Source organism: Paraburkholderia caribensis (assembly GCF_002902945.1).
Lineage (GTDB): Bacteria > Pseudomonadota > Gammaproteobacteria > Burkholderiales > Burkholderiaceae > Paraburkholderia > Paraburkholderia caribensis.
The window spans coordinates 1216470-1232997 of the sequence record NZ_CP026101.1 but is presented as its reverse complement, the minus strand read 5'-3'; the positions used below and the strand labels follow the sequence as shown (position 1 = coordinate 1232997).

Sequence of the window (16528 nt, the reverse complement as noted above, 5' to 3'; positions counted from 1 at the left end):
GGCAGCGTGGGCGGACTGTAGCAAACGGTCCTTATTTCCACAACGCATTTGAAGGCTTATATATATGCCGGACGGGAATAACCGGGCCGAAATATTGGGGTTGGGCAATGCGGGAGTATACGGTGGCAGGCCAAACCCCTGCAGGCCATGGGGCCTTACGCATGCCTGCAACGCGGCGCGAAAGCATACCCGAAAACGAAAACGGCCGCTCCCGCTGCGAAAATGCGGGGCGGCCGCGTGTGCTGCGACGCGAAGAGGCGGCTGCGGCAACGCCGCTACCGCTCGACGGGATGTGGCTCCTTCAGTTTGTTCGCGACCCGCACGGCGTCGTAATAGGCGGCGTTCGGCGGACGCTTCAGATATTGGCCCGCGCCGCGTTGCGCGCGCAGATCGCCGTCGGCCCACGCATGCGCGCCGCGCGTGAACGTGTGCATTGCCACGCCCTGCACCGTCATTCCTTCGAACACGTTGAAGTCGACCTTCTGATGATGCGTCTTCACCGAGATCGTCCTGGTCGCCGCCGGGTCCCAGATGACGAGATCCGCATCCGCGCCGACCTGCACCGCACCCTTGCGCGGGTACAGGTTGAAAATCTGCGCGGCGTTCGCCGACGTGATGCGCACGAACTCGTTCGGCGTGATGCGCCCCTGGTTCACACCCTCATGCCACAACACCGACATCCGGTCCTCGACGCCGCCGCAGCCGTTCGGAATCTTCGTGAAGTCGTCGCGGCCCATCGCTTTCTGCGACGCGCAGAATACGCAGTGGTCGGTGGCCGTGGTGTGCAGCTGGCCTGATTGCAGCCCGCGCCACAATGCCTCGCGATGCTCGCTCGTGCGGAACGGCGGGCTCATCACGTGCGCGGCGGCGCGCGTCCAGTCGGGATCGCGATACACCGATTCGTCGATCACCAGATGCCCCGGCAACACTTCGCCGAACACGCGCTGCCCTTCGTTGCGCGCACGCGAAATCGCCTCGACGGCCTCTTTCGACGACACATGCACGATGTACACGGGCACGCCGAGCACCTGCGCAATACGGATCGCGCGATTCGCGGCCTCCCCTTCCACTTCGGGCGGACGCGACAACGGATGCGCCTCCGGTCCCTTGAAGCCCTTCGCGAGCAACTGTTTCTGCAACTGGAATACGAGCTCTCCGTTTTCCGCATGCACGGTCGGCAGCGCGCCGAGTTCGAGCGAACGCGAGAAGCTGTTCACGAGAACTTCGTCGTCGGCCATGATGGCGTTCTTGTAGGCCATGAAGTGCTTGAAGCTCGACACGCCATGCTCGTGCACGAGCGTACCCATGTCGCGATACACGGAATCGTCCCACCATGTCACGGCCACATGAAAGCCGTAGTCTGACGACGCCTTCTCGGCCCAGCCGCGCCATTCCCTGAACGCATCCATCAGCGGCTGCTTCGGGCTGGGAATCACGAAGTCGATGATGCTCGTCGTGCCGCCCGACAGGCCCGCCGCCGTGCCCGTATAGAAGTCGTCGCTGGCCGTCGTGCCCATGAAGGGCAGCTCCATATGCGTGTGCGGATCGATGCCGCCCGGCATCACGTACTGATCGTGCGCATCGACGATGTTCGCGCCCGCGGGCGGATCGATCGTGCGTTCGATCTGCAGGATCGTGCCGCCGTCCTGCGGGTCCGCGATCAGCACGTCGGCTCTGTGCGTGCGGTCCGAATCGATTACCGTGCCGCCGCGAATCAGGGTTGTCATCGGTTGCCTCCTCTATTAATTCGTCAGAACCGCGTGTTTTACGCGCTCGCCATGCTCGCGCCGGGACTGCGGCGCATCTTCATCCACGTGCCGTACACAATGGATGCGAGCGCCAGTCCCACGAACCATGCGTACGTGTAAAGCGTGTTGAAGAACGCAGGCACGTTCGGGAACGATGCGGGAACCGCGGTATGCAGAAAGCCCGGCAGATTCGGCAGCACGCCGATCACGAGCGCCACGACAGCGGCGATGTTCCAGCCGCCCGTGTAGCTGTATTCGCCGTTCTCGTCGAACAGTTCGCGCTGGTCGAGCCGCGTGCCGCGAATGAAGAAGTAGTCGACCATCAGGATGCCCGCAACAGGCCCGAGCAAGGCCGAATAACCCACTAGCCACGTGAAGATATAGCCCTGCGTAGTTGCGAGAATCTTCCACGGCATCATCACGATGGCGATGGTCGCGGTAATCATCCCGCCCGCGCGATATGAAATACCCTTCGGCCACAGGCTCGAAAAGTCATACGCGGGGCCGACCAGGTTGGCCGCGAGGTTGCAGCACATCGTATCGAGCGTGAGAATGATCAGCGCGACGCCGACGCCGATGCCCGTCATGCGGCTGGTCAGATCGATCGGGTCCCAGATTGCCTTGCCGTAAATCACGACCGTCGCCGACGTGACGACCACCGAGATCACCGACAGCAACGCCATCGGCACAGGCAGCCCGATCGACTGGCCGACGATCTGGTCGCGCTGCGTCTTCGCAAAGCGCGTGAAGTCGGGAATGTTGAGCGCAAGCGTCGCCCAGAAGCCGACCATTGCCGTGAGGCCCGGCCAGAACGTGACCCAGAACAGCCCTTCTTTCTTGCCGCCCGGCGCGAATTGCGAAGGCGCCGACAGCATCGAGCCGACACCGCCCGCTTTCGACGTCGCCCACCAGACCAGCGCGATGCACATCACGACCTTGATCGGCGCGGACCAGCTTTCGAGCCAGCGTATCGAGTCGGTGCCGTGCACGATGAAGTAGATCTGCAGGGCCCAGAACGCGAGGAAGCACGCAAGCTGCCCGATCGAGATGTCGAGAAACGGCAGCGCCGCGCCGTGCAGCGCGTTGCCCGTGAGGATATTGAGCAGCGTATAGATCGCGCTGCCGCCGAGCCATGTCTGGATGCCGTACCAGCCACACGCGACGATCGCGCGCAACATCGCGGGCAGTTTCGCGCCCTGCGTGCCGAACGACGATCTCACCAGCACCGCGTACGGAATGCCGTGCTTCGCGCCCGCGTGGCCGATCAGCAGCATCGGCACCAGCACGATCAGGTTGCCGAGCAATACCGTCAACACCGCCTGCCACGGCGACATGCCCTCTTCCGTCAAACCAGCCGCTAGCATGTACGACGCGATGTTCATCACCATGCCGACCCATAACGCGGCGAAGTGATACCACTTCCACGTGCGCTGCGCGGGGCCCGTCGGCGCAAGGTCTTCGTTGTAGAGACTGCTGCCGGCGTGAGTCGCATCGGCGGATTGCGCTGTCTGCTTCATCGATGGATCTCCACTTGACCGCTCGTTGATTGTTGAAGTTCAGGCCGCTTTGACCGCGTGTTCGTGCGCGTGCGTTTTTTCAGGTGCGTCTGCAACGACTCGCGCCGGATTGTTCGGATGCGTGGTCCAGTTCGCGTACTCGCCGCTGTCGACACGCTCCATCGTGATGCATTGCTCGACGGGACACACATGCATGCAAAGATTGCACCCGACGCATTCCGCATCGACCACTTCGAAATGACGCTTGCCGTCCTTCTCGCGCGTGATCGCCTGATGCGATGTGTCTTCGCAGGCGATGTGACAGAGGCCGCACTGGATGCACTTGTCCTGATCGATGCGGGCCTTAATGTCGTACTTCATGTTCAGATACTTCCAGTCCGTGACATTCGGCACCGCACGGCCGCGAATGTCGTCGAGCGTCGCGTAGCCTTTTTCGTCCATCCAGTTCGACAGGCCGTCCGCGAGATCGGAGACGATGCGAAAGCCATAGTGCATGGCGGCCGTACACACCTGCACGCTGCCCGCGCCGAGCACCATGAACTCGGCCGCGTCGCGCCACGACGAAATGCCGCCGATACCGGAGATCGGCAGATTCGGCGTTTCAGGGTCGCGCGCGATCTCGGCGACCATGTTCAACGCGATCGGCTTCACGGCCGGGCCGCAGTAGCCGCCGTGCGTGCCCTTGCCGTCGACGGTCGGCATCGGCGCCATCTGGTCGAGATCGACGGCGACGATCGAGTTGATCGTGTTGATCAGCGACACGCCGTCCGCGCCGCCCTTGAAGGCCGCGCGCGAGCCCATGCGAATGTCGCTGATGTTCGGCGTGAGCTTGACGAGGCAGGGCAGCTTCGAGCCTTCCTTCACCCAGCGCGTGACCATCTCGATGTACTCCGGCACCTGACCGACTGCGGAGCCCATGCCGCGTTCGCTCATGCCGTGCGGACAGCCGAAGTTGAGTTCGACGGCATCGGCGCCCGTGTCTTCGACGAGCGGCAGAATCCACTTCCAGTCGCGCTCGTTGCACGGCACCATCAGCGAAACGATCATCGCGCGGTCGGGCCAGTCGCGCTTGACCTGCGTGATTTCGCGCAGATTGACGTCGAGCGGCCGGTCGGTGATCAGCTCGATGTTGTTCAGGCCCGCGATACGCTGACCGTTCCATTGCACCGCGCCGTAACGCGAACTGACGTTGACCACATGCGGATCGAGCCCAAGCGTCTTCCATACGACGCCGCCCCAGCCCGCTTCGAATGCGCGGTTCACGTTATAGGCTTTGTCGGTCGGTGGCGCAGACGCGAGCCAGAAAGGATTCGGCGACGTGATGCCGGCAATCGTGCAGCGAAGATCAGCCATGTTCGGCTCCGTGGGGATTCGGTTTTGTCGTTTTCGCGTGATGCGTGCTTGCGTTCTCGCTTCAGGCCGCTTTGACGGCAGCGAGCGCGAATGCGGCGTCGATCGATGCCGCCGCGAGCTTGCCGTCCTGCACCGCCTGCACGGTCAGATCGATGCCGCCCGATGCCGCGCAATCGCCGCCCGCCCAGACCTTGTCCAGCGACGTGCGCAGGTCCGCGTCGACCGCGATGCGGCTTTGATCGAGCGTCAACAGTTCGTGATCGAGCCCGACGCTCACGAGCGTCTGACCGATTGCCTTGAGCACCATGTCGGCTTCGAGCGTGAAACGCTCGGCGCTGCCATCGCTCGCCGTGCGCTCGAACTCGACGCCCGTCACATTTCCGTCGCGGCCCGTCAATCGCACGGGCCGCGCATGCGTGACGAGCGTCACGCCCTGCGTCTGCGCGAAATCGCGCTCGGCCCACGTCGCGCTCATCGACTCGACGCCGCGCCGGTACACCATCGTGACGCTCGTCGCGCCGAGCTTGCGGCTTTGCACGGCAGCATCGACAGCCGTATTGCCGCCGCCGATCACGATCACGCGGCGACCCACGGGCACGGTCGCGAGATCGCTCGCCTGACGTACCTGCTCGATGAAATCGACGGCGTTCATCACGCCGTTCAGCGCTTCGCCTTCGAGTGCGAGCGCGCGCACGCCTGCAAGGCCGATCGAAAGAAACACCGCGTCGTGTTGTTGACGCAGTAAATCGAGCGACATGTCATGTCCCAGCGTCATGCCCGTCTTCAATTCAATGCCGCCTACCGACAACAGCCACTGCACTTCACGCTGCGCGAAGTCATCGACCGTTTTGTATGCGGCAATGCCGTATTCGTTGAGGCCGCCGCCTTTGTCGTGCGCGTCGTAAATCGTCACGCGATGACCCGCCACGGCGAGACGATGCGCGCATGCCAGCCCCGACGGACCCGCGCCGACGACGGCCACATGCCGCCCGCTTTCCGGCGCGCGCGTGAACTTCACGGCATCGCGCGCCATTGCCCAATCAGTTGCATGACGCTGCAATGCGCCAATCGCGACGGGCTTCGCATCCTGGTGATTGCGCACGCATGCGCCTTCGCAAAGAATTTCAGTCGGGCACACGCGCGAGCACATGCCGCCTAGTGGATTCGCCGACAGAATATCGGTGGCGGCGCCCTTCAGATTGCCATTGCCGATCTTGCGGATGAAGCTCGGAATGTCGATTTGCGTGGGACACGCCTGCACGCACGGCGCGTCGTAGCAGTAATGACAGCGGCTCGCGGCCGCGGCCGCGGCAGTGGGATCGAGCAGCGGCGCAATGTCGGCGAATTCGCATGAAAGCTGTTCGGACGACAGGCGCTGTGCCGCGATGTCGCCCGTTTGCCTGATAGCCATAGCTATTCCTTGATCAAAGTGAGGACGTAGCCGTGCCTGCCGGCTTCGCGTGAGCGAAGCCGGGACGGCGTGTTGTGTGGGACCAGCGTTACAGCGCGATCAGCCTCTTACGATGCCGGTTCGCATGCGCGCTCCAGCATCGCGTGCAGCAACACGTTCGCGCCCGCTTCAATCCACTCGGGCGTTGCGTCTTCGATTTCGTTGTGACTGATGCCGTCCACGCACGGCACGAACACCATCGATGTCGGCGCCACCTGCGACAGATAGCACGCGTCGTGGCCCGCGCCCGACACCATGTCGCGATGCGGATAGCCGAAACGCTCGGCGGCGGCGCGCACGGACTTCACGCATGCCGCGTCGAACCTGACGGGCTCGTAATAGAAGATCTGTTCGAGCTGTGTTTCGAGGCCAATGCCGCCCGCGATCTTCGCCACGCCTTCGCGCAGCGCGGCGTCCATCCTGGCGAGCACGGCATCGTCGGGATGACGGAAATCGACGGTGAAAAACACGCGGCCCGGAATCACGTTGCGCGAGTTCGGATGCACCTGCATCATGCCGACCGTCGCGCAGGCGAGCGGCGCATGATCGAGCCCGATACGGTTGACGAGATCCACCACGCGCGCCGCGCCGAGCAACGCATCCTTGCGGCGCGGCATCGGCGTCGGGCCGGCGTGCGCCTCCTGGCCCGTCAGCGTGATTTCGTACCAGCGTTGCCCTTGCGCATCGGTGACGACGCCAATCGTCTTGTCTTCCGCTTCGAGTATCGGCCCCTGTTCGATGTGCAACTCGAACGCGGCATGGAGCGGCCGGCCGCCGCACGGCACATCGCCCGCATAGCCGATGCGCTTCAGTTCCTCGCCGATCGTCTTGCCGTCGACGTCCTTGCGCGACAGACCATAGTCGAGCGTGAACACGCCGGCGAACACGCCGGACGCCACCATCGCAGGCGCGAAGCGCGAGCCTTCTTCGTTGGTCCAGATCACGACTTCGATCGGATGCTCGGTTTCGATGCCGCGATCGTTGAGGCTGCGGATCACTTCGAGACCGCCCAGCACGCCGTAGATGCCGTCGAAGCGGCCGCCTGTCGGTTGCGAGTCCGCGTGCGAGCCCGTCATCACGGGCAGCGCATTCGGGTTCACGCCCGCGCGCCGCATGAACACATTGCCCATCTGATCGACGCTGATCGTGCAACCTGCTTCCTTCGCCCAGCTCACGATCAGGTCGCGCCCCTCCTTGTCGAGATCGGTCAGCGCGAGGCGGCAGACACCGCCCTTCTGCGTCGCGCCGATCTTTGCCATCGTCATCAGGCTGTCCCACAGACGTTTGCCGTTGACGGTGATCGACGTATCGAGTCCTCGCTTCAACGCTTCGGATACCGCATTCATTCGTCTTGCTCCTCTGGATCAACCCGCTTTGCAGTTCAACCGCGAGCGGCTTTGCTTGCGCTCGCGACGAAGTGAAACTGGTGCATCGGCGGTGCGTTCGAATTCGCTTTGGGGCACGCGTGCACAGCTTGCGTGCAGGTCTTTCAAGCCCGCGTTCTAGCGGTAAACCCTCGATACCGGCCGCTTCGCGAATCCTGTCCGATTGGACAGGTTGTAGCCGATTAAAAACATCAAATCAATGTCTTTCGTGCGGACAGGAACAGATGAACCTGAGAGCGAGAACCATGCCATTGCAACGCAGCATGACCTTTCCGCACGCGCAATGAAACGGTGCATACGTTGATGTCGATCGCGACACGAGCGGCTAGAATGAAGCGCGACGCGGCACAAAGGCTAACGATGAGACACGACGACACAATAGTGAGCGAGACCGGAAACGACGAAGCGCCCGCACCTTTGCGGCGGCGCAAGGCTCATATTCGTGAGAGCAATGAAGCGCATCTGCTGGCCTGTGCGGAAGCCGTTTTTGCGGAGCGCGGCTTCGAAGGCGCCAGCACGGCGATGATCGCGGAACGCGCCGGCTTACCGAAAGCCAACGTCCACTACTATTTTCCGACCAAGCTGGCGCTCTACCGGCGCGTGCTCGAAGACCTGTTCGAAGACTGGCATCGGGCGGCGAATACCTTCGAAGGCAGCGACGATCCCGTCGAGGCAATCGGTGGCTATGTGCGCGCGAAGATGGCGTTGTCGCGGCGGCGGCCGCTCGGCTCGAAGGTGTGGGCGAACGAGATCATTCACGGCGCGGACCACATGCTCGACATTCTCGAACAGCGCGTGAAGCCGTGGCTCGATACGCGCGTGACCGTCATCGACGACTGGATCGCACGCGGCCTGCTCGCGAATGTCGACGCGCAAACGCTGATGTATATGATCTGGGCCACGACGCAGCACTACGCGGATTTCGACGCGCAGATACGCGCGCTGGGCGGCAAGCGCGCGTTGTCGCAAAAGGCCTTCGACGCAACCACGGAGCAGGTCGTGCAGCTCGTGATTCGCGCGTGCGGGGCGAGGTCTCCGTCGGAGAAGCGCTGAGGGCCCCGCGCGCTCAGTATGTTTCCAGGTGCAGGCGCCCTTCGCGCTTGAGCCGCTGCCACAGCACGTCCCAGTCGAGACCATGCTGATCGGCGATGTCCTTCAGCGACTGCAACACGCCGTCTTCCATCCCTTTCAGTCCGCACACGTAGAGGTAGGTATTCTCGTCGCGCAGCAGCTGCGCAATGTCGGCGGCACGCTCTCGCATGGCATCCTGCACGTAGCGCTTCGGCTCGCCCGGCGTGCGTGAAAACGCGAGATTCGTGTCGATGAAGTCTTTCGGCAGATTCGTCAACGGTCCGAAATAAGGCAACTCTTCTTTCGTGCGCGCGCCGAAGAACAGCATCAGCTTGCCCGTTGCGCCCTTCAGCCTGCGCCTGCGCCGGTACTCGGTCATCGCGCGCATCGGTGCGGAACCTGTGCCTGTGCAGATCATCAGCAGATGCGAGTTCGGATGGTTGGGCATCAGGAACGTGCTGCCGAACGGGCCGATCACGTTGACCACGTCACCCTTCTTCAGGTCGCACAGATAGTTCGAGCACACGCCGTTCGTTGGGTCGCCCCGATAGTCCTGGGTGACACGCTTCACGGTCAGCGAGACATTGTTGTAGCCGGGCCGCTCGCCGTCGCGCGGACTGGCAATCGAGTACTGCCGCGCATGATGCGTGCGTCCATCGGCGGCGCTGCCCGGCGGCAGAATGCCGATCGACTGCCCCTCCAGTACAGGGAACGGCATCGAGCCGAAATCGAGCACGATGTGATGGATATCGCTTTGCGTCGTCTCGTCCGTCAGCCGGTAGTTGCCGACGACCGTGGCCGTCGTCGGGTTCTTGTGCGTGTACAGATTCACGTAGGGACGCGCGGCCGACCACGGCGGCACCACGGCGCCGCGCACCGTATCGACGTCGATGCCTTGCGCTTCGCTGGTCATGTCGCTGCTCGCGGCGTTTTCTTGCACCGGTGTTTCCGTCGATGACGGCAACGCCATCGTACCCTGCTCCGGCAACACGTCCCACGTGTATTGCTCATCGATGCTGTAGGCGTCTGCCTTCAGCACCGAGCGCCAGTTGTCGATCGCGCCCGTCGGGCACGGCGGCACGCATGCCATGCAGCCGTTGCACACGTCCGGCATCACGACGTAATTCGTGCCGTCGTGCGTGATCGCATCGATCGGACAGGTCTCTTCGCAGGTATTGCAGCGAATGCAGATCTCCGGATCGATCAGGTGCTGCCTGAGAATGTCGACCGGTACGGGCGCGTTCATAATGGTTCCGCCTTTTGCTGACGTTGCGTTCCGTTGCGTTCAGTTGAAGCGCACGTATTCGAAGTCGACGGGCTGGCGATTGATGCCCATCGCGGGCGGCGCGATCCAGTTCGCAAACTTGCCGGCCTCGACGACGCGCCCCATCAACGAGGCGACGAACGCGCGATCTTCCGCACCCGGCAGCCATGTCGCTTCGTTCGCGGCCCATTCGGTTTCGCTGATCACGCGGCCATCGGGCGACACGCGCGTGCCCGCAAACGTGCCGATCTGCCGGTTGAACGCCTTGTGCGGCACAGTCAGGCGAAAATCGATACCGGCCTTCTCGAGCACCTTGTTCCAGCGTCCGACACCCGCCACGGAATCCTTGATGTAGTCGTCGCGCAGCACTTCGTTCATGGCGTTGAGCATCGGCACCTCGCGCTCGACCAGCTTGCCGTCCGCGACGTCGAGCAGCTTGTAGCTCTGGCCGTTCAGTTGATGATCGTCGTCGCGCTTCGTTTCCTCGTAGCGGCCCTTGAGGCCCGAGCTGTAGAACGTCGCGGCATTCGACGAATGATCCGCGCCGAACAGGTCGATCGTCACCGAGTAGTGGAAGTTCAGATAGCGCTGGATGGTGGGCAGATCGATCACGCCCGCTGCGCGAATCCTGCTTGCGTCGTCCGTCTTCAGTTCGTTCATCACCTGCGCGGTGCGCTGCACGACACGCGACACGCCCGATTCGCCGACGAACATGTGATGCGCTTCTTCCGTCAGCATGAACCTGGTGGTGCGCGCGAGGGGATCGAAGCCGGATTCGGCGAGCGCGCTCAACTGGAACTTGCCGTCGCGGTCCGTGAAGTACGTGAACATGTAGAACGCGAGCCAGTCGGGCGTTTTCTCGTTGAACGCGCCGAGAATGCGCGGGTTGTCGTCGTCACCCGAGCGGCGGCCCAGCAGCGCTTCCGCTTCCTCGCGCCCGTCGCGGCCGAAATGGCGATGCAGCAGATACACCATCGCCCACAGATGCCGGCCTTCTTCGACGTTCACCTGAAAGAGGTTGCGCAGGTCGTACATCGACGGCGCCGTCAGACCGAGGTGACGCTGCTGTTCGACGGAAGCAGGCTCCGTATCGCCTTGCGTGACGATGATGCGGCGCAGATTCGCGCGATGCTCGCCGGGCACGTCCTGCCACGCCGCTTCGCCCTTGTGCTCGCCGAAGTTGATCTTGCGATCCTGATCACCAGGCGCGAGAAAAATGCCCCAGCGATAGTCGGGCATTTTCACATAGTCGAAATGCGCCCAGCCGCCGGGATCGACGCTGGTCGCCGTGCGCAGATAGACATCGAAATCATGCGAACCGTCGGGGCCCATGTCACCCCACCATGACAGGAAGTTCGGCTGCCATTGTTCGAGAGCGCGTTGCAGCGTGCGGTCGTCGGCGAGGTTGACGTTGTTCGGAATCTTGTCGGTGTAATTGATCGTGGACATGTCGGTTCCTTGAGCGCGGTGCGATGGTGTGATGCAGGCGTGATATGGGCCTACACGCGTGGGCCTACACGCGCGATACGTCGAATTGCGCCTTGCTGCCCTTGCCGTACACCTTGAGCGCGCCCTTCTCGCCCACCGCGTTCGGCCGGTTGAAAATCCAGTTCTGCCACGCCGTCAGACGGCCGAAAATGCGCGTCTCCATCGTCTCGCGGCCGTTGAAACGCAGATTCGCTTCCATACCCGTCAGCGCATCCGGCGACATCGCCGCGCGTTCTTCGAGCGCGATGCGGATTTCGTCGGCCCAGTCGATGTCATCCGGCGATGCCGTGACGAGACCCAGACGCTCCGCTTCCACGGCTCTCACGGGCTGGCCGATCTTCGCGCGCGCGGCATCGAGCGGTTCCGTCTCTTCGTAGAAGCGCCGCGCGAGCCGCGACTGCTGCGTGATCATCGGATACAAACCGAAATTGACTTCCGACAGCGTGATAGCCGGTTCTTCGTCTTCGTTCGCGGGCAGCGCGGCCATGTAGGTGCGGTCGGCAGCGAACGCGAACTCGGCGAACGTGCCCGCAAAGCACGAACCCGGCTCGATCAGCGCAAACAGCGAACGCGACGACACATCGATGCGTGCGAGCGTGCGGCGCAACAGGCCAATCGTCTCGCGCACCAGCCAATGGTCCTTGTGCTGCAGCAGCGTGGCGTCGACGGCGAGCACCGCGCGTGCATCGCCTTGGGTCTTCAGAATCCACGTGCCGATATCGAGTTCGTTGGTACGCATCGACAGGATCGCGTCGTCGAGTTCTCGCGCGAATTGCAGCGGCCACCAGTTCGCGCCCATCGCGACGATGGCGTCGATGTTCGCCGGTTGCTCAGTCGCGGGCGCTTTGGCCGTGAAAGTGGCTGTGCGCTTCGCCCGGTCGATGGTCACGTCGAGCGTCGCATACGTGAGGCCGTCGTCTCGATCCGTGCGTTCGATGCGTGTCAGCGCCACGCCTTGCGCATCGGCTGGACGATCGCTTTGCTGCGCGAGTTCCAATGCACGTGCAGCGATCGCCTGCTCGAACTGGTTCGGCTTCACGACTTCATCGACGAGACGCCACTCCTTCGCGCGCGCGCCGCGAATACCTTCGACCACGGTGCAGAAAATGTCGGCGCGATCGTGCCGCACCTTGCGTTTGTCGGTGACGCGCGTGAGGCCGCCCGTCCCCGGCAGCACGCCGAGCAAGGGCACTTCCGGCAGCGCCACCGACGACGAACGGTCGTCGACCAGATAGATTTCATCGCACGCGAGTGCCAGTTCATATCCGCCGCCTGCACATGCACCGTTGACGGCTGCAAGAAACTTCAGGCCCGAGTGACGCGACGAGTCTTCGACACCGTTGCGGGTCTCGTTGGTGAACTTACAGAAGTTGACCTTCCATGCATGCGACGACAGGCCGAGCATGAAGATGTTGGCGCCCGAGCAGAACACCCGGTCCTTCAGGCTGGTGAGGACGACCGTCCGCACTTCCGGATGCTCGAAGCGGATGCGCTGGAGTGCATCGTGCAGTTCGATATCGACGCCCAGGTCGTATGAATTCAGCTTCAGTTTGTAGCCGTCGCGGATGCCGCCGTCTTCGGCGATGTCGATACCGAGCGTGGCCACCGGACCATCGAACGAGAGGTTCCAGTGCTTGTAGTGCGAGGGATCGGTGCGGTAATCGACTCGCACGGCGGCGGTCTCTGACGGGAACATGGCGGCGGACATGGGGCGTCTCCTGAGACGAATGCAAATTGTTTGAACGAACAATAGTGCACCGTCACAGCCATGTAAAGCACTTTACTTCATGTTTTCGGGTTATCCCCTACCCCGATCTGCGCCGGCCAGATTTCGACACATGCATCAGGTTTCATCGCCCAGTTCAGCGGCAAGACGCGCGGCGAGGCGGTCGCGCAGTTGCAGATAGGCGTCGGCCAGCGTGCGTTCGCTGGTATCGAAGGTCATGTCGGCGCGGCCGTACAGTTCACTCCGGCCAGCGAGGATGCGCTTCAGGTCCTCCATCGCCTCCTTGTTGCCCGACATCGGCCGCAAGTCGCCTTGCGCGACGACGCGGCGCATGTGCTCTTCCGGCGTGGCCTGCAGCCACACTGTGAAGCAGTGCGCGAGCAGCGCATTGAAGGTGGCGGGCTCCGACACCAGCCCGCCCGGCGAGGCGATCACGGCGCGCTCATGCTCGCCGATCACTGCCTCGAGCGCACGCTGCTCGTAGCGGCGGTACGCGCTCGCGCCGTACAGCGAATGGATTTCTGCCGGCGGGCAGCCCGCCATCTGCTGGATCACCTTCGTAATTTCAATGAACGGCACCTTGCGCTCCTGCGCCAGCATGCGGCCGAGCGTCGATTTCCCCGCGCCGCGCAAGCCGATCAGCGCGATACGGTCCTTGCGATGCGGGTCGCGCGGCGCCTGCGCGAACATCTCCGACAATGCGACGCGCGCGCGTTGCAGCGCGGCCTGATCTCGCCCGTGCAGCAGTTCGCGGATCAGCAGCCATTCGGCGGAAGACGTGGTTTCATCGCCGATCACTTCGGCGAGCGGGCAGTTCAGCGTGGCCGCGATTTGCCGCAGCACCAGCACCGACGCGTTGCCGACACCTGACTCGAGATTCGCGAGGTGCCGCTCGGACAAGCCGGTTTCGGCTGCCAGCGTCTTGCGCGTCATGCCGCGGCGCGCGCGCAGCAGGCGCACGCGCTCGCCCATCGCGGTCAGGAACGGATCGCGCTCTTCGCGCTCGGCTTTCGGCGCCTCGTCGTCTGCGCGCTGGTTTGAAGGCGCGTTCGCCGAAGCGGCGGAGTAAGTTTGGTTCATGTCGCAAAGCCTCATCGACTAGGTATATGTACTATAGTGCTTGACATGCTCAAGGTGAACGGTTAATTTTCGCCGCATATCGATGCAATAACAACGCCGGAAGCCCCTCCACCGGATGGCATAGGCAAAATCGGAGACGGTCGGCGGCACAGCACATGAACTAAGGTGCGTGTCGACCGGCAGCAAAATCATCTTGCGTGAGAGACCTGAGCAAGGCGCGGGCAGGCAAGCACGAAAGCGTCGGCTTCGCTCCATGCGCTGGTTCGGGCTGGTTCGGGTCGACAGGAGGCAAGCATGTCCCCTCAGGATTTTCGGCGTCTGATTGCGGGCGTGACCGCACAACTGGACGGCCGCCCGCTCGACGCGTCGTTGGCCGGGTGGCTCAACGCGACCTGGCCCGCCGGCAGCGCCACTTACTGCGAACTCGCCGATGCCTGCCGCGCGGGTGTCGCCGAAGGCTGGTTGTGCAATCGCGTGCATGGCGGCATCCGCTTCGGCCGGGTGATCAAGCCCACACCCGAGACGAACGGTTTTTCAGTCGACGTCGTCGACATGCAGGACATGGCGGGTCCGCATCACGTACACCCACACGGCGAGATCGATCTGATCATGCCGCTCAGCGACGGTGCGACCTTCGACGGTCATCCGGCTGGCTGGTGCGTATATGGGCCCGGCAGCGCACATCGGCCGACGGTCGCGCACGGTCAGGCGCTCGTGCTGTACCTGCTGCCGCAAGGTGCAATCGAATTCACGCAGGGCGCGAGCGCTGCCTGAAGCGACTTCACGCCCTTTCGCGTCCCCATTACCGTTCCCACGCACTCCGCTTCAACTCGCCGGAGGAAACATGCAAGCCTTGCTGGAATCGCACCCGGGCGAGCCCGCGCCAACCGTCGCAGCGCCGCCCGCGCAGTTCAACTTCGCGTCGCACCTGTTCCGCCTCAACGACGTGCGACCCGACAAGCCCGCCTATATCGACGACGCCGGCGTCACCACCTACGCGCAGCTAGAAGACCGCGCGCGCCGCTTCGCTGGTGCACTGCGCTCGCTCGGCGTGCATTCCGAAGAGCGCATTCTGCTCGTGATGCTCGACACGGCTGAATTGCCCGTCGCGTTTCTCGGCGCGCTTTATGCGGGCGTCGTGCCCGTGGTCGCGAACACGCTGCTGACTTCCGCCGATTATCTGTACATGCTCACGCATAGCCACGCGCGAGCCGTGATCGCATCGGGCGCGTTGCTACCGAACGTCGAAAAAGCGATGAGCGAGGCGGAACACGACGGCTGTCTGTTGATCGTGTCGCAGCCGGTGCAGGTCGATCCGCCACCAACATATGTTCTTGGCCAGTTGATCGACGGTGCCGCGCCGTGGATGAAACCCAATGCATGTAGCGGCGACGATATTGCATTCTGGCTGTATTCATCCGGTTCAACCGGCAAACCGAAAGGCACGGTGCACACGCATGCAAACCTGTACTGGACTGCAGAGCTCTATGCGAAGCCGATTCTCGGCATCAGCGAACGCGACGTGGTGTTCTCAGCCGCCAAGCTTTTCTTCGCCTACGGCCTCGGCAATGCACTGACGTTTCCCCTGTCGGTCGGCGCGTCGGCCGTGCTGATGGCGGAGCGTCCGACACCCGATGCCGTTTTCAGGCGGCTCGTCGAGCATCGGCCAACGATCTTCTACGGCGTACCGACGCTGTACGCGAGCATGCTCGTATCGCCGAATCTGCCGCCGCGCGAGCAGGTCGCGATGCGCGTCTGCGCATCGGCGGGCGAAGCGTTGCCGCGCGAGATCGGCGAGCGCTTCACTGCGCACTTCGGCTGCGAGATTCTCGACGGCATCGGTTCGACAGAGATGCTGCATATCTTTCTGTCGAACCGCCCAGGTGCAGTCGAGTACGGAACAACTGGCCGCCCCGTACCGGGATATGAAGTGGAGTTACGCGACGAGGCGGGCCAGCCTGTGCCCGACGGTGAAGTCGGCGATCTCTTCATCAAGGGGCCGAGCGCCGCGCTGATGTACTGGAGCAACCGCGAGAAGTCCCGCGCGACCTTTCTCGGCGAATGGATCCGCAGCGGCGACAAGTACTGCCGCCTGCCGAACGGCTGCTATCAGTATGCGGGCCGCAGCGATGACATGCTGAAAGTGAGCGGCCAGTATGTGTCGCCCGTCGAAGTGGAAATGGTCCTCGTGCAACATAGTGCCGTGCTCGAGGCCGCCGTCGTCGGAGTCGATCATGGCGGCCTCGTGAAAACGCGTGCATTCGTCGTGCTGAAACGACATGCCGACGCATGCCAGGCACTCGCGGATGAACTCAAGTCGTTCGTCAAGGATAAGCTCGCGCCGCACAAGTATCCGCGCGACATCGTCTTCGTCGACGATCTGCCGAAGACGGCAACAGGTAAGATTCAACGCTTCAAACTGCGGGAACGGCTCAACAGCTGATGA

General features: G+C 63.1%; 12 protein-coding genes. 3 read left to right on the top strand and 9 right to left on the bottom strand.

Going from position 1 to position 16528, the window contains the following annotated elements:
* Positions 1-275: 275 nt before the first annotated feature.
* The 5 genes from hydA to C2L66_RS05455 all read right to left on the bottom strand — a co-directional run bounded on the left by hydA (position 276) and on the right by C2L66_RS05455 (position 7414).
* Entirely contained in the window at positions 276-1727 is a 1452-nt protein-coding gene (hydA, locus tag C2L66_RS05475) for a dihydropyrimidinase (protein WP_054934311.1), read from the bottom strand.
* Positions 1728-1765: 38 nt separating this feature from the next.
* Positions 1766-3265, bottom strand: a complete 1500-nt coding sequence (locus C2L66_RS05470; protein WP_060601497.1) for an NCS1 family nucleobase:cation symporter-1 — start codon at positions 3263-3265, stop codon at positions 1766-1768.
* Between the two features lie 39 nt (positions 3266-3304).
* Positions 3305-4618: an NAD-dependent dihydropyrimidine dehydrogenase subunit PreA gene (gene preA, locus C2L66_RS05465; RefSeq protein ID WP_060601500.1), complete on the bottom strand. Its 1314-nt coding sequence runs from the start codon at positions 4616-4618 to the stop codon at positions 3305-3307.
* Positions 4619-4679: 61 nt separating this feature from the next.
* Positions 4680-6029 carry an NAD(P)-dependent oxidoreductase gene (locus C2L66_RS05460; RefSeq protein WP_060601503.1) on the bottom strand — a complete coding sequence of 450 codons (1350 nt, stop codon included), beginning with the start codon at positions 6027-6029 and terminating at the stop codon, positions 4680-4682.
* A gap of 107 nt (positions 6030-6136) precedes the next feature.
* Positions 6137-7414 carry a Zn-dependent hydrolase gene (locus C2L66_RS05455; RefSeq protein ID WP_060601504.1) on the bottom strand — a complete coding sequence of 426 codons (1278 nt, stop codon included), beginning with the start codon at positions 7412-7414 and terminating at the stop codon, positions 6137-6139.
* A gap of 369 nt (positions 7415-7783) precedes the next feature.
* Between C2L66_RS05455 and C2L66_RS05450 the strand changes: the two genes are divergently transcribed.
* Complete coding sequence (locus C2L66_RS05450) at positions 7784-8506, top strand: TetR/AcrR family transcriptional regulator (RefSeq protein WP_054934306.1); 723 nt, start codon at positions 7784-7786, stop codon at positions 8504-8506.
* A gap of 13 nt (positions 8507-8519) precedes the next feature.
* Here C2L66_RS05450 and boxA read toward each other — a convergent pair whose 3' ends face one another.
* The 4 genes from boxA to C2L66_RS05430 form a co-directional block, all read right to left on the bottom strand.
* On the bottom strand, positions 8520-9770 hold the full coding sequence (gene boxA / locus C2L66_RS05445) for a benzoyl-CoA 2,3-epoxidase subunit BoxA (RefSeq protein WP_060601506.1): 1251 nt from the start codon (positions 9768-9770) through the stop codon (positions 8520-8522).
* A 39-nt stretch (positions 9771-9809) separates the two neighbouring features.
* A complete protein-coding gene (gene boxB / locus C2L66_RS05440; protein ID WP_060601509.1) occupies positions 9810-11237 on the bottom strand; it encodes a benzoyl-CoA 2,3-epoxidase subunit BoxB in 1428 nt (475 codons plus the stop codon).
* Positions 11238-11301: 64 nt separating this feature from the next.
* Positions 11302-12972: a 2,3-epoxybenzoyl-CoA dihydrolase gene (boxC, locus tag C2L66_RS05435; RefSeq protein WP_176056914.1), complete on the bottom strand. Its 1671-nt coding sequence runs from the start codon at positions 12970-12972 to the stop codon at positions 11302-11304.
* A 147-nt stretch (positions 12973-13119) separates the two neighbouring features.
* Complete coding sequence (locus tag C2L66_RS05430; protein ID WP_054934302.1) at positions 13120-14082, bottom strand: helix-turn-helix transcriptional regulator; 963 nt, start codon at positions 14080-14082, stop codon at positions 13120-13122.
* A 294-nt stretch (positions 14083-14376) separates the two neighbouring features.
* Here C2L66_RS05430 and C2L66_RS05425 point away from each other — a divergent pair, with 294 nt between their 5' ends.
* Complete coding sequence (locus tag C2L66_RS05425) at positions 14377-14856, top strand: DUF4863 family protein (RefSeq protein WP_060601515.1); 480 nt, start codon at positions 14377-14379, stop codon at positions 14854-14856.
* A gap of 70 nt (positions 14857-14926) precedes the next feature.
* Positions 14927-16525 carry a benzoate-CoA ligase family protein gene (locus tag C2L66_RS05420; RefSeq protein ID WP_060601518.1) on the top strand — a complete coding sequence of 533 codons (1599 nt, stop codon included), beginning with the start codon at positions 14927-14929 and terminating at the stop codon, positions 16523-16525.
* Positions 16526-16528: the final 3 nt, after the last annotated feature.